This window comes from Alteromonas sp. 1_MG-2023 (assembly GCF_030547075.1).
In the GTDB taxonomy this organism is placed as follows: Bacteria; Pseudomonadota; Gammaproteobacteria; order Enterobacterales; family Alteromonadaceae; genus Alteromonas.
The window spans coordinates 70,028-85,081 of the sequence record NZ_JAUOQH010000015.1 but is presented as its reverse complement, the minus strand read 5'-3'; the positions used below and the strand labels follow the sequence as shown (position 1 = coordinate 85,081).

14 protein-coding genes are annotated in these 15,054 nt (G+C 42.9%); all 14 read left to right on the top strand.

Features of this window, described 5'->3' with window-relative positions; all coding sequences use genetic code 11:
* The first annotated feature begins 62 nt into the window (after positions 1–62).
* Complete coding sequence (locus tag Q4561_RS15450; RefSeq protein ID WP_303461784.1) at positions 63–806, top strand: flagellar basal body rod protein FlgF; 744 nt, start codon at positions 63–65, stop codon at positions 804–806.
* A gap of 48 nt (positions 807–854) precedes the next feature.
* Positions 855–1,643 (top strand): flagellar basal-body rod protein FlgG, encoded by a 789-nt coding sequence (gene flgG / locus Q4561_RS15445; RefSeq protein WP_303461782.1) that lies wholly within the window; start codon positions 855–857, stop codon positions 1,641–1,643.
* Positions 1,644–1,654: 11 nt separating this feature from the next.
* Positions 1,655–2,335 (top strand): flagellar basal body L-ring protein FlgH, encoded by a 681-nt coding sequence (gene flgH, locus Q4561_RS15440; protein WP_303461780.1) that lies wholly within the window; start codon positions 1,655–1,657, stop codon positions 2,333–2,335.
* Positions 2,336–2,355: 20 nt separating this feature from the next.
* Positions 2,356–3,468, top strand: coding sequence for a flagellar basal body P-ring protein FlgI (locus Q4561_RS15435; protein WP_303461778.1), 1,113 nt, complete (start codon positions 2,356–2,358; stop codon positions 3,466–3,468).
* The gene (flgJ, locus tag Q4561_RS15430) at positions 3,468–4,418 is read left to right on the top strand and encodes a flagellar assembly peptidoglycan hydrolase FlgJ (RefSeq protein ID WP_303461777.1); all 951 of its coding nucleotides are present in this window, start codon (positions 3,468–3,470) and stop codon (positions 4,416–4,418) included. The genes Q4561_RS15435 and flgJ overlap by 1 nt, the downstream gene beginning before the upstream one ends.
* A gap of 19 nt (positions 4,419–4,437) precedes the next feature.
* A complete protein-coding gene (flgK, locus tag Q4561_RS15425; RefSeq protein ID WP_303461775.1) occupies positions 4,438–6,567 on the top strand; it encodes a flagellar hook-associated protein FlgK in 2,130 nt (709 codons plus the stop codon).
* A 6-nt stretch (positions 6,568–6,573) separates the two neighbouring features.
* Entirely contained in the window at positions 6,574–7,797 is a 1,224-nt protein-coding gene (gene flgL, locus Q4561_RS15420) for a flagellar hook-associated protein FlgL (RefSeq protein ID WP_303461773.1), read from the top strand.
* A 504-nt stretch (positions 7,798–8,301) separates the two neighbouring features.
* Positions 8,302–9,153 carry a flagellin gene (locus Q4561_RS15415; RefSeq protein ID WP_303461771.1) on the top strand — a complete coding sequence of 284 codons (852 nt, stop codon included), beginning with the start codon at positions 8,302–8,304 and terminating at the stop codon, positions 9,151–9,153.
* A gap of 670 nt (positions 9,154–9,823) precedes the next feature.
* Complete coding sequence (locus tag Q4561_RS15410; RefSeq protein ID WP_303461769.1) at positions 9,824–10,669, top strand: flagellin; 846 nt, start codon at positions 9,824–9,826, stop codon at positions 10,667–10,669.
* Between the two features lie 755 nt (positions 10,670–11,424).
* Positions 11,425–12,264, top strand: coding sequence for a flagellin (locus tag Q4561_RS15405; protein ID WP_303461768.1), 840 nt, complete (start codon positions 11,425–11,427; stop codon positions 12,262–12,264).
* A 103-nt stretch (positions 12,265–12,367) separates the two neighbouring features.
* Entirely contained in the window at positions 12,368–12,850 is a 483-nt protein-coding gene (locus Q4561_RS15400) for a flagellar protein FlaG (RefSeq protein ID WP_303461766.1), read from the top strand.
* A gap of 11 nt (positions 12,851–12,861) precedes the next feature.
* Positions 12,862–14,295: a flagellar filament capping protein FliD gene (fliD, locus tag Q4561_RS15395; protein ID WP_303461764.1), complete on the top strand. Its 1,434-nt coding sequence runs from the start codon at positions 12,862–12,864 to the stop codon at positions 14,293–14,295.
* Positions 14,296–14,313: 18 nt separating this feature from the next.
* Positions 14,314–14,742 (top strand): flagellar export chaperone FliS, encoded by a 429-nt coding sequence (gene fliS, locus Q4561_RS15390; protein WP_303461763.1) that lies wholly within the window; start codon positions 14,314–14,316, stop codon positions 14,740–14,742.
* Positions 14,739–15,053 carry a hypothetical protein gene (locus tag Q4561_RS15385; protein WP_303461761.1) on the top strand — a complete coding sequence of 105 codons (315 nt, stop codon included), beginning with the start codon at positions 14,739–14,741 and terminating at the stop codon, positions 15,051–15,053. The genes fliS and Q4561_RS15385 overlap by 4 nt, the downstream gene beginning before the upstream one ends.
* Position 15,054: the final 1 nt, after the last annotated feature.

The window sequence follows — 15,054 nt, the reverse complement described above, 5'->3', positions numbered from 1 at the left end:
GTGCATGTTGGCACTGGGATTGCAAAACCTGTATATGGTTTAACCAGAGTCAAAAGTCAGTCATGGACAAACTTCTCTACATTGCTGCCAGCGGTGCCTCTCAAGACCTTTTAGGTACTGGGCTACGTGCCAATAACTTGGCCAACGCGCAAACAACTGGGTTTAGAGCTCAGCTTGAACAGGCAAGGTCAATGCCTGCCTACGGCGAAGGTTTGCCGTCTCGCGTTTTTTCAATGACCGAAAGTCCGTCAAATAATTACGAATCCGGCCCTATGATGCAAACAGGACGTGATTTAGACGTTGCTATTCAAGGCGATGGTTGGTTTGCCGTGCAAGACGATAATGGGCAAGAAGCTTATTCTCGAGACGGTAATTTCAAGTTAGGTGACGACGGTATTTTGACAGATGTACATAACCGCCCAGTTTTAGGTGACAACGGCCCAATCTTTTTACCTGTACCACTAGATAATTTAGATATCGGAATGGACGGCACCCTGTCTATGAGACAGCTTGGTGCGCCTGAGAACGTAATTGAAAACGTGGGAAGATTAAAGCTGGTTAGCCCGAACTATGCCGATATGGAACGGGGCACTGATGGTTTATTCAGAATGGAAGACGGCACCATAGCCCCAGCGAACGCGGGGGTAAAAGTGATGTCGGGGATGCTTGAAGGCTCGAACGTAAACGCCGTTGAAGAAATGGTTAACATGATTAGCCTTCAGCGCCATTACGAACTTCAAGTAAAAATGATGAAGCAAGCCGACGAACTAGATTCTCGCGGCAATCAGCTATTACGTATTCTTTAGAATAGTTAACAATTTCGCTGTACGAACATTAAAGGTTAGGAGGGCGCCATGCACCCAGCATTGTGGATAAGTAAAACAGGTCTAGATGCCGCACAAACAGATGTCGCGGTGGTATCGAACAACCTGGCTAACGCATCAACGGTAGGCTTTAAAAAAGACAGAGCAATTTTTGAAGACTTGCTTTATCAGAATATAAACCAACCTGGTGGCCGCTCATCAGCTGATACCGAATTACCATCAGGCCTTATGTTAGGTTCTGGTTCAAAGGTAGTTTCAACCCAAAAAGCCCATACCCAAGGAAACTTGCTGACCACGGAAAACGCGCTTGATATGTCTATTCAAGGTCGCGGCTACTTCGAGATACTGCAGCCTGACGGCAGCATTGCTTATTCAAGAAATGGACAGTTTTCAATGAATGACCAAGGTCAAATTGTGACCTCCGGCGCTGGTTTTTTACTGCAACCTGAAGTGGCTATTCCAGAAGATGCGCAGCAAATCACCATTTCGCAAGATGGCGAGATTAGCGTGTCTATTCGAGGCCAAGCAGAGCCGCAGGTGCTAGGACAAATGAATCTATCAGATTTCATTAATCCAACAGGTCTACAGCCTATTGGTCAGAACCTTTACGTTGAAACCGCATCAAGCGGCGCACCTATTCAAGGCGTGCCAGGCCTTCAAGGTATCGGCACTATTGCTCAGGGGACGTTGGAAACTTCTAACGTGAACGTGACCGAAGAGCTGGTCAATTTGATTGAGAGTCAGCGTTTGTACGAGATGAACTCGAAAGTGATTTCATCGGTGGATCAGATGCTTGGACAAGTCATTCAGCAACTTTAGTGAGTAATGTTATGCGAATTATCGGACTTTATCTCTCAGTGGCCATTTTGGCAGGTTGCGCAAGCACTAACCAGCCACCGGTACAAGCAAACGACCCGTCGTTTGCCCCCGTTGTACCCGATTATCCTCGTGAGAAGATTGTAGAAGATGGTTCGCTGTTTCGCTCTTATATGGCTAATAGCTTATATTCAGATATGACGGCAAGGCGTGTTGGTGACATTATCACTATCACGCTAAGTGAAAATACAAATGCGAGTAAATCTGCAGGTACCTCTACTTCAAAAGATACCACGGTAGATTTAGACACCATCACTGGGCTAGGTGGGCAGGCGCTGAATATCGGTGGGCAATCTGTTCAACTCGGTGTGAGCTCTTCAAACGAATTTGAAGGGGATGCGGAATCCAATCAAAGCAACAGCTTATCGGGAAATATATCGGTGACTGTGGTGGAAGTTTTGCCTAATGACAATCTTGTTATTCGCGGTGAAAAATGGCTTACGCTGAATCATGGCGACGAATATATTCGTTTAACCGGCATCATTCGTTTATCTGACATTAGCCCCGAAAATGAAGTGCTTTCTACAAAAATAGCTAACGCCCGAATTCAATATAGCGGCACGGGCTCTTTTGCCAGCGCGCAAGAAAAAGGCTGGCTAACCAAGTTTTTCACATCATCATGGTGGCCGCTTTAAGCGGGGCTAGGAGAATATTTATGCGTTTGTTTTCAGTGGTACTTATCGCATTATCATTAGTGTTGTCTGGCAATACTAATGCACAGCGCATTAAAGACTTGGCCAGTATCCAAGGGGTGAGAAGCAACCAATTGGTAGGTTACGGTTTAGTGGTTGGCTTACCAGGCACAGGTGAGCAAAGTCCGTTTACCGAACAAAGCTTCCGTACCATGTTAAGTAACTTCGGCATTAGCTTAGACTCTAACACCAAACCCAAAATTAAAAACGTAGCCGCGGTAGCGGTTCACGCAGAATTGCCCGCTTTTACCAAGCCAGGCCAAACCATCGATATTACTGTGTCGTCAGTAGGCGAAGCGAGCAGCTTACAAGGCGGTACTCTTTTGCAAACCTTCCTTCGCGGTGTAGATGGCAAAGTTTATGCGGTGGCACAAGGCAGTTTAGTTGTGAGCGGTTTCGGCGCACAAGGTGGCGACGGTTCTCGTATTGTGGTGAATACCCCAACGGTTGGCCGTATTCCTAATGGCGCTATGGTAGAGCAAGCCGTACCAAGCGGCTTTGCTAACGGCGACTCATTAACACTGAATCTGCACTATCCTGATTTTTCCACAGCAAAAGCGTTAGCCGATGTGATAAATGAGCGATTAGGTGCACAGCCAGAAAAAGGCTACTCCATTGCCACACCTATCGATGCTGCATCAGTGCGAGTATCGGCGCCAAGAGATATTGGTCAGCGAGTGGGCTTTTTGGCCACACTGGAAAATTTTGAATTTACTCCAGCAGATGCGCCAGCACGGGTAGTCATTAATAGCCGCACAGGCACTATTGTTATAGGTCGAGACGTACGTTTACTGCCGGCTGCTATTACCCATGGTGGTTTAACGGTAACTATTTCTGAAAACCAACAAGTTACTCAGCCCAATGCATTTGCAGATGGCGAAACTGTGGTTACCACCCAATCTATTGTGGATGTGGACTTAGCCGACAGTCGCATGTTTTCATTTGAACCTGGGGTGACACTCGATCAGCTAGTACGTGCGGTGAATGAAGTCGGGGCAGCCCCTGGCGATTTAATGGCTATCTTAGAGGCCTTAAGACAAGCCGGTGCGCTTCATGGTGAATTGGTGATCATCTAATGGAAGCTTTCAGCTCAAAAAATCAGCTCGATATGGCGCGTAACGTCCACGATCTTGGCAGCATTAATAAAATGCGCGAAGCCATAGCGTCTGGCGATGAAGATGTACTGCAAGAAGCGGCAGAGCAATTTGAAGCCATATTCGTGCAGATGATGTTGAAGTCGATGCGTAAAGCACAAGATGCGCTAGCCGATGAAGATAGCCCGTTTAATTCCCAGCAAGTTAAGTTTTATCGTGACATGCACGACCAACAACTCGCTACCGATTTAACTTCAGGTGGCGGTATGGGCTTGGCCGATATTATCGTTAAACAAATGGGGCAATCTGAAGACAGCTATTTACCTGCCAGCGTTATTCGTAGTGATGGTAATTTAAGTTCGTTAAACCGCGACCGAGTTATCGCCACAGAGCAAGCCCAAGAAACCGTACTCGCGTCTGAATCTAAAGGGGTTCAATCGGCCACGAAAGATAGCATGTTCGATAGCCCTGAAGACTTTGTTGAAACCCTACGTCCTTACGCTGAACAAGTGGCCGCAAAGTACGGGATGGACGCAAAAGCCATTATTGCGCAAGCCGCAGTTGAAACCGGCTGGGGTAAGTTTGTTATTCACAACGCCGACGGTGAAAGTTCGCATAATCTTTTTGGTATTAAAGCGAATTCACAGTGGAAGGGCGAACAAGCGGTTGTCGATACACTCGAATTTAATGGTGGTATTCCACAAAAGCAAAAAGCCGCATTCCGCGCCTATGGTTCATTAGAAGAAGCGGTGGATGATTATGGTCGCTTTATTGTAACCCAGCCGCGCTATCAGCAAGCGGTGGAACAAGCCTCTGATGCCCATAGTTATGCCCGTGAGCTACAAAGTGCTGGGTATGCAACAGATCCAAATTACGCCAGTAAGATAATGGCGGTGTATAACAGCGATAGGCTTAACGGCTTAATGCCGTAATGCAAAGGGAATATTAATTATGAGCACAGTAGACTTATTCTCCCTTGCCACTAGCGGTGTTAACGCCAGTAGCAAATTACTGCAAACCACCAGTAACAACATTGCGAATGTGAATACCGAAGGGTACGTAAGACAACGTACCGAAATTCTCAACAATGATGTTTATGGCGTAGAGATTGGTAATACCGAGCGTGTTATTGATGTGTTTGCTCAAAATCAATTGCGCAGAGATATAACTTCAGTTGGCGAACTGTCGACGTTCTCTAATAAAACTTCTGCAATTGATAATATCTTAGCCAGTGAATCGAATTCGTTATCTCAAGGTATTAGTGAATATTTTGCTGCATTACATACCGCCGCCGACGATCCAACAAATTTAGCCTCTCGAGAGCAGGTCTTAAGTAAGTCAGAGTCGCTTTATCATCGCATGCAGACATTATCTGATTACATGTTAGATAGAGAAGAAGAGCTAAATTTAGAATTTACCTCAATGGTGGAAAGAGCGAATAGCTTGATTGGCGCTATTGGCGATTTAAATAAAAGTATTATTGTTGCCAAAGGTAATGGCACGAGTGATGAACCGAGTGCGTTGTTAAATGAGCGTGATAACGCGATTGAAGAACTCGCTTCTATTATGAGCATTGATGTTAAAGACAGTAAAACCCAAAACGGTGCCGTTACCGTAAATTTAACGTCCGGTGAATCACTTATTTTAGAAAATGGCGCCTTTAACTTGTTTGAAGTTAACAGTGAAGCTGATTTTTCAACCAAGGTTATTACCCTTGAAACTGATTTTGGTTCATCGACCAAACAAGATACTTCTTTACGTGTTATAGAAAGCGATATTGGCGGCAGTTTAGGTGGTCTATTCCGGTATAGAGATGAAGTACTTGGCCCTGCCATGCGCGACGTTGGGCAAATATCTGTGGCTTTTGCCGATGCGGTAAATTCTCAGAATAAGCTAGGTATGGATTTAGATGGCCAACTTGGTGGTAATATTTTCGAAATACCAGAATTCCAAGGGTTTGCTTACGAAGGTACCGATGGCGATTATAAAATAACAGGACAGCTTATAGAGGGCAAAGGGTCTGAACTAAGCGATGCCGATTATAAAATTGAAGTCACTGCAGTATCTGCCGGCGTTCCCAGTGAAATAACGATAAGCTTTTTGAACCCTGATGGCAGCATCAAAAAAGACGGTGCTGGCGATGATCTTGTTATTGAGAATTACGCGGTAACAAGTGGTTTTAATGAGCTACCCGGCGGCATTGAAGTAGAGTTTTCCGGCACGTCTACCTATACAGTAGGCAATGAATTCTTAATTCAGCCAACAAAAACGATTGCTTCTTCAATAGAGCTTGCGACAAATAGACCAGAAGATTTGGCATTTGCCGCACCAGTAAGGGCGCAAGCAGACTCCACCAATCTAGGCAGTGCAAATGTCAGCGGCGTAACTATATCCAATACAGAGGTGGGTGGTGGCGCTGAACAATCTGCTTTTGATGGTGCCGGTGGAATACATGATTTGGCAAGTTCACCAAGTACATCATTTGGCGCGCCAGCACAAATAGTGTTTACCGCTACGGATAGTTATGAGGTGCTTGATGGTGAGTCGCCACCTAACGTTATCACTACAGTGAGCGGTGTAACCGATTTAAGTAACTTGCTTGCGCAAGCAAAAACAAATGGAACGGGCCCAGCATGGCCTGCGGAGTTTTCTGCTTTAGACGATTATCCAGGTTATGACATGAGTTTAGATGGCGTACCAAAAGCAGGCGATAGCTTCTCTATAAGCTTCAACACAGATGGCTTTAATGACAACAGCAATGCGCTGTCGATGACCGAATTGCAAAGTGAAGCTTTAGTACAAGTGAGTAGTGAATCTACTAATGCACCACGTACGTTTCAAGATGCTTACGCCTCTATGGTAGGACGTGTGGGCGAAGAAGCTGCACTGGCAGATATCTCGCTAGCTTCTGCTGAAGCAATGAAAGCACAGTCAGAAAACTGGTTCGAGTCTATCTCGGGTGTAAGTTTGGATGAAGAAGCGTCTAATTTAATTAAATTTCAACAATCTTATTCTGCTGCGGCGAGAATATTAACTACCGCACAAGAGTTGTTCGACACCATATTAAGTGCTGCGAGGTAATAGATTATGCGTATATCAACCAGTCAAGTTTACGATCAAAGTATTCGCTCTATCATGGAAAACCAAGATGGCTTAGTGACTACTCAGGAGCAACTTGCTACCGGAAAACGCATTCTTACGCCAAAAGATGATCCCGTGGGTGCTGCACAGGTGTTGCGCTTAACGGAAGAAATTGATGGTCTTACCCAATTTCAGCGCAATAATGATTTAGTTACAGGGTCGTTAGAACAGCAAGAAGCGGTACTGACTAATATTACGAACTCCATTAATAGGGCACGTACCCTCGTGATTCAAGCGGGTTCGGGGATTCTTGACGACCCTGATAAAAGAGCGATAGGCGCAGAGTTAGAGCAAATAAAGTTAGAGCTTGTAGATTTGATGAACACGCAAGACGCCAACGGCAACTTCATTTATGCAGGTTATCAGTCGGCAAACCAAGCGTATACCTACAACCCTGCTGCAGTGGGAAATGCGATTAGTTTCTCTGGTGATGCGGGCGTTAGTTTTATTTCACTGTCGAATAGTTCGAAAATTCAATCTACCAGCAATGGTTACGAAGTATTTGAAAATGTACTCGCTCGATATAATTTTTCGGTAAGTGGAAGCTCCGTTACCGATTTAGAGCACGCCACTATTAGTGAGCAAGGAACGTTCGATACTTTTTTTGATAAAAACTATGATCCAGTAACCAGTGCAAATAACGATTATCAGATAGAGTTTTTAGCTTCAGGTGAGGCGCAACTCACCAATACTGGTACCGGCGCGGTAGTAGATACCGTCGATTTCACTTCTGGTAGCCCTTTTACAATCAAGGGAATGAGGTTTGAAGCCGAAGCCGCAGTAGGCGATACCATTAATTTTAGTTTAGATGCACCTGAGAAAAAAAGTATGGCGCAATCTATTCATGAAATTCAAACCATACTCATGGACAGCACCATTGATAATACCGCGTTACAAGAATCAATTTCTGATACCTTGGTGGGGCTAGACAATGGATTAGAAATCATTTCATTGGAAAGAGCTTCAATCGGTAGCCGTTTGAATATTGCTGAATCTACTTATGAAACAAATTTAGATATGGAAATTGCCGCAAAAGCGTCTCGGTCTTCTATACAAGATGTAGATTACGCGGAAGCCTCGGCTGAATTTGCTAAACAAGAAACAGCATTGAATGCTGCATTAACTACGTTTCCCCAAGTTTCTAATTTATCGTTGTTTAATTTTATTTAATAAATTAGTCATTCCTGAAATAGTCGCTAGGTAAACGCGGGTTTGGTTGTCTATAAATACCAAACCTGTGTCGATAGGTTATTCCCACCCCAATCTACTCCAGCAATGAAATAGTCATTCTCCCTAAAAAATTTACAATACGATTTTTCGGTGTTTCTACGCAAGATATAACATGGATACCGCATCGAAAGTACTTACTAGTTAAAACAGCCAAGATATAAACGTTTTATTACGGTTATGCGCAGCGTTGTATTTATTTTCTAATTTTTTGTTCAATCCAAATACTTCATAAAAAACTGATCCTTACACGCCGCTAAACGGCAACTTTATACCGCGTGACGGCAAATTTTGTATTTTTCTCTAAAGACATATGCTGTTTAGTCGATACAAGCACTGAGAGAGCCAGTTCATCAATTACCCCTCAGGTATTGGTGTCTATTAAAATGCAATAGCCGGATCCCCGGCAGCCAGCTCACGCTGGACTGAGAGTGTAGGAGAGACTTTATGTCTATGTTCGTCAATACCAATGTTTCCTCATTGAATGCCCAACGTCAATTATTCGATTCGGGTAATGCGCTAAGCACATCATTTGAACGTTTGTCTTCCGGTTTTCGTATCAACAGCGCAGCTGATGATGCGGCAGGTCTACAAATTACTGACCGAATGACTTCACAAGTACAAGGTCTTAACCAAGCTGTTCGAAATGCAAACGATGCGATTTCACTGTCGCAAACCGCTGAAGGCGCGTTGTCTGAGACAACAACTGCACTTCAACGTATCCGTACACTAGCAATACAATCACAAAACGGTATCAACAGCTCAGCTGACCGTGTGGCACTTCAAAAAGAAGTTTCAGCACTTCGAACTGAAATTTCGAGAATCGCAACAACGACAGAATTTGCTGGTGTTGAGATTTTATCGGGCGATTTCTCTGCTAAATTCTTAGTAGGTGCTAACGCTGGCCAGACGATTTCAGTGAACCTTTCAACTACGCCGTTAAGCAATGCGGGTGTTAATGGTTTCAGTGCGACTGGTTTAAACATTACTGGTGCAGATAATAATGTATTAACTAGCGAGAATGCATCTAGCATGTTGGCGAGTATCGATACTGCAATATCTGCTGTGGGTGGTTTGCGTGCCGACTTAGGTGCACTTCAAAACCGCTTCCAGTCTACTATTAGAAACTTGAGTAACATTTCTGAAAACGTAGCAGCTGCACGTTCGCAAATCAAAGATACAGATTTCGCTACGGAAACAGCTGAATTAACGCGTAATCAAATCTTACAACAAGCAAGTACTACTGTACTTTCGCAAGCGAACCAGCGTCCACAGGCTGCACTTCAGTTACTAGGGTAATAGTTTAATAAGCTATTTACGCGAGATTGAAGCTAGGGGGTAGTGAACCTCAAGTCTTAAAAAAGTGTTGTAAAACAATATATAAAAAGGCCGATTATTTAATCGGCCTTTTTTTTGTTGTTTTCGAGAGTACAACTGACAAATAAAATACAAATTAATAGCAAATAAAGCTAAAGGAAATGAATGGCACGTACGATAACTATAACAAAGGGGAGGTAAATGTTAATTCCTTTCCTTAAGCACCTAAAAGTTGCAGTTGAAAGTTGTTTTATGTGCTCGATAAGATGTTTTATTTGTTTGCCAGTTTTAGTTTATTTGATTTTAATCAGTGAGTTGAAGCTTTAAAAATCATTTCAAAAAGTTCTAAAGGAAATGGTGGGGTAAGTCGATAAAGAGTTAAGTTTGCTGAATGAGTGTTTAAAGCTGCTGACTGGCGAGAATGAAGCCAGGAGGTAGTGAGAGGTTTGAGGTCTGGAACATCAAACCCGTCAGTCAGCAAAAGAGAAGATACCTTCTCTGTGTATTACATGCTTCATCGGGAGTGACCCGTTAAAGCGTCAGAGTTTTCACTCTAACGATTTAAAGAAGCACAAGCTATGCCAAAATATTAATTAACTCGCGCAAATAAGAAAAGCAATAGCGCAAACTTAAACTAGTTAGGAGACCTCTCATGAGTCTATTCGTAAATACAAATATTTCATCGTTGAACGCACAGCGTCAACTGTTCAACACAGGTAACAACCTAAACACAGCTTTTGAACGTTTATCGTCAGGTTTTAGAATTAATAGTGCAGCTGATGATGCAGCTGGCTTGCAGATTACTGACCGTATGACGTCTCAAATTCAAGGTTTGAACCAAGCAGTGCGAAACGCAAACGACGGTATTTCTCTTGCTCAAACAGCAGAAGGTGCTATGCAAGAAACGACTACTGCTTTACAGCGAATTCGAACCCTTGCTATCCAATCTCAAAACGGAATTAACTCTTCTGCAGACCGTTTAGCGTTGCAGAAAGAAGTATCTGCATTAAGAGCCGAAATTTCTCGTATTGCTACTACAACGCAGTTTGCTGGTGTTGAAGTACTTTCAGGTGATTTCTCAGCCAAGTTTTTGGTGGGTGCGAACGCGGGACAAACTATTTCAGTTAACTTATCTACGCCAGCGTTAGCTAGAGCCGGAATTGATGGGTTTAGCGCTACAGGTCTAAATATTTTAGATGATAATGTATTAACACCTGAGGGAGCTTCAGGGCTTCTAACTGCTGTTGATACTGCTATATCAGCAATGGGTGGTCTTCGTGCAGATTTAGGTGCGCTTCAAAACCGCTTTCAATCTACTATCAGAAATTTAAGTAACATTTCTGAAAATGTATCAGCGGCAAGATCGCAAATCAAAGATACAGATTTTGCCACCGAAACGGCAGAACTAAGCCGGAATCAAATTTTACAACAAGCAAGCACTACCGTACTTGCCCAGGCTAACCAGCGTCCGCAAGCTGCATTATCATTACTACAGTAAGTTATAAAAGCGTTTAATTTGGGAAGGAATTGAGAGGCCATCCCCGAAGAGAAGGAATGGCGGCCTTGTAAAAAGGCCGCCCCCTTTGAGAAAGCGCCGACTAACAGGACTGAGAGTGTAGAAGGGTTGGTTGAGAGGCCAGTTTATTCTACTAAAACCCTGCCAGCCGACTAGAACTGAATTTGCTCATCTCCTAACGTGGGCAAATTGGCCGAGATTTAATGTCTCGGCCTTTTTTATTTTATGCCGACACATCCCGCCAAATTTCAGACTATTAACTTGAGCAACATCAATAGTTCAATTTAATAAAAGCACCTTTCATGCCAAGTATCTAAACCTAAAGTCTATTATCGAAATCCATATCTCAGCATTACTAAATTAATCTCTATTCTTCGTTTCAAGTAATCAATCCTATTTGTAAGTTCCATTTATAAGTGGAGATCCATTTTCCTATTCACGAATGCCTTTTTTCGCGTACATCTGGGTAAAACTTGCAAATCATTGTAAATAAAGCCACCTATTAAAAGTTGTTTTATTTCAGTTATTTAGATTTATATTTTGTCGGATGGTGAATGGAAATAAAAATAAACACAAAAAAAACTAAAGAAGCTAAAGACTTGGCCGATACCTATTGTTGAGGGGTAATGTAATTTACTTTATATGAGGAAATTAGCAGGGAGTAGTGACCCAGCTAATTTGAACTGGAAGGAATTGATGTTAGCACAGCTGTCATTAATTCCGCAGGAGGTTATCTAATGTCTTTATTTGTAAACACCAATGTGTCTTCTTTAAATGCTCAACGTCAGCTTTTTGACGTGGGTAATAACTTGAGTACATCTTATGAAAGATTGTCTTCAGGTTTTCGAATTAATAGTGCTGCAGATGATGCGGCAGGTCTTCAAATTTCAGACCGTCTAACGTCTCAAGTTGAAGGCTTGAACCAAGCGGTGCGAAATGCAAATGATGCAATTTCATTATCGCAAACTGCCGAAGGCGCATTAAGCGAGGTAACAACCAGCTTACAGCGTATTCGTACTCTTTCGATTCAATCTCAAAACGGTATTAATTCATCAGCCGATAGATTGGCGCTTCAAAAAGAAGTGTCTGCGCTTAGAACGGAGATTTCTCGAATCGCGACCGATACGCAATTCGGTAATGTAACACTTCTAAACGGTAGCTTTTCGGCATCTTTCCTCGTTGGGGCAAATGCAGGTCAGACTATTTCTGTTAATCTGTCATCGACAAACCTAGGTTCAATCAGTGGCTTCAGCGCTACCGGGTTGGGGATCACTGAGAATAGTGTTGCTACAGCGTCGGGAGCATCTGCTCTACTAACTGATATTGATGCAGCGATTTCAGGTATCGGTGCGGTTCGTGCCGACCTAGGTGCGCTTCAAAACCGTTTCCAGTCTACGATTAGAAACTTGAGTAATATTAGTGAAAACTTGTCTTCTGCTCGCTCGCAAATTCGTGATACTGATTTTGCATCAGAAACAGCCGAATTGACTCGTAATCAAATATTACAGCAAGCATCTGTTTCCGTGCTAAGCCAAGCAAATCAGCGCCCTCAAACCGCGCTTTCGTTGCTTGGGTAGGCTCTAAAGCTATACTATAATAACTATACCTTAGTTGGAATGTAACGGGTGCTTGCTTTTTGTGCAAGGGCCCGTTTTGTCGTTTCAAAAGGAGAATAACGTCGTGGAAATTGCAAATAATCAAGTTGGTCAAGCTTTTGCATCTCAAGCTTATTTATCTACTACGCCTGAAAGTAAACCGTCACCCGTAAGCGTTAATAATGCTGAAGGCATCGTAGCGAATCATACAAATGATAATACCCAAGGTAGTAATAGTAATACGCCGCTTCAACAGAACCAGGCTGGACAAATAATATCTCAAGAAACTGATTCGGCGGCCGATACTGATACTAGTTCGCCGGATCAAAGACAATTAGCGGAAGCGTTAAGTGAAGTAGAGTCGTTTTTGCAAGTACAAAATAGAAATTTAGCTTTTTCTATTGATGAAGAAACAGAACGTTCTGTGGTTACGGTAAAAGATTCGCAATCAGGTGACGTTATACGGCAAATTCCTTCCGAAGAAGTGTTAGCAATTGCCGAGCGTATTCAAGATTTGCAGCAAGATGTTGGTGATAGTATCGGTTTGTTCGTAAACAATCGTATCTAATGAGGTAACGTATGACAATTCAATCTCTAGGTGTAGGTTCAGGGTTAGCCCTGGATGACCTCGTACAACAACTTCTTGAAGCTGAGCGAGCGCCCAAAGAAGAGCGTTTGAACGAAAAAGAAGAGCAAATTGAAGCGGAGATTTCTGGTTTAGGTCAGATAAAGTCAAAGTTCTCAGATTTTAAAGATACGGTTGATGACTTACGCAGCGACGTTGATATTAACGGCCGTGAACCAACGATAAATAATCCGACAGAAGATGACGACGTGCTTTCTGCCGAAGCTTCGAACTCAGCCCTTCGTGGTTCATACGAAATTGTTGTAGAAGAGCTCGCGTCCGGTAGTCGAATTACTACCGATGAAGGCGCTTTTACATCTAGCTCGGATGCAGTTTTAACATCAGGTACTGGGTCGTTAACCTTTGATGTTGGTGGCACGAATAGCTTTACTATTGATATTACAGCTGGAACATCATTAACTGCGTTACGAGAGCAAATAAACGCCGCCGATGATAACTTTGGTGTAACCGCGAATATCATAGATACAGGTACATCCGCCGGCCCGCGCTTAGTGTTTAGTTCAAGTGAAACGGGCAACGGAAACGATTTAGTAATAACTAACGATACCGGAAATGCTGAGTTAGATAGATTATCAACAGCCGGAGGCACAACTAGCATTGATACTGCCAATATAGAATCGGCGCGAAACGCGATAGCGTACATTGATGGTATTCGTGTCGAGAGTGAATCAAACGAGTTTGAGAATACAATTCAAAATGTGTCTTTTGAAGTAAATGAAATTTCTCCTAAAGACGCAGCAGGAGAATTTTTAGCTACGTCACTTGATATTGGTTACGACAAAGAAGGGCTAGATAAAAAGATTCGTGATTTCGTTGACAACTACAACAGTCTTATTGATGAAATAGGTTTGCTGACTAGTTACGGTGAATCAGAATTAGAAGAAGATGGCGCATTAGCTGGCGATTCTTTACTTCGCGGAATTCAGTCGGGTTTAGCCAGTATTGTTGGTGACAGCGTGAGCTCATCTGCTCTTGGCGGGTTATTTCAGCTGGGTATTGAATTCGATGATGATGGTAAGCTAGAGATAGGTACAAATGACTACGGCTTAGGCTCAGGTGAAGACCGCTTAGAAGATGCCCTAGAAGATAATTTTGATGAAATTGCATCGTTATTTACCGACAGTGAAGAAGGTATTGCCGTAAGGCTGTATGAATTTGCTAATCAGTATACTTCATACAGTGGTTTGATTACTTTGCGCGAGACCGCAGCAAAAGAAGATAGAGATGATTTGTACGACGAGCGAGAAACGCTGGAATTAAGAATGCTTAACTACGAAGAAATATTACGTGATAAGTATTTAAACTTAGACCAAACCGTGGCTCAGCTCAACCAGACTAGTTCAGCATTACTTGCTTCACTAGGCTAAGAAGTTTTTGGAGATATTATGGCACTTAAAGGCATTAACGCGTACCGTAAAGGTAATCTAAAGCAAGACATAGCGTCTGCAGATCCGCATAAGCTTACGCTCATGCTACTTCAAGGCGCACTAGATCGTATTGCCTACGCCAAAGGTGCAATGGAACGAAAAGATCTTGTTACTAAAGCTGACTTTATTTCTAAGTCGAGTGCCATTTTGATGCACCTGAGAGATACCTTAGATTTAGAGGTTGGGGGTGAAGTTGCAGAAAACATGTTTGCTTTGTACGATTACATGGTGCAAAGGTTAAACGATGCACACGTTAATAATGACTTGAAGTTACTCGATGAAGTGTCTAGCCTATTAACTCCCATTCGGGACGCTTGGGTGCAAATTCCTGAAGAGGCCAAACAGGAAGCCTATGAAGCTCAGCGTCAAAAACGACAAGCTGTGTGAAGAATTCGATACTTAGCCATACAAATACACCTCTTTTTCTTCAAGCAGTCAATGCCAAGTTGTCTGCTTGCTTGTTACTCGAAAACAGTGATTTTTCGACCTCCGATTTTCAATCCCTAATTGCTCTGCGCCATAAAGTCGTAATACGTGAACTTAAACGCTTAAATGACGCTGAAAGAAAAGTCTTTGCTCAAAAAGAAATGATTATAAATCAAAAGCTCGAAGAGCTGGCGCAAGGTTTGCTTGATAATGCTAAGGAAGAGGCATTTAAATTCTCTAGAGGCCGCGCAGCAGTGAAGAAATATAAATAAT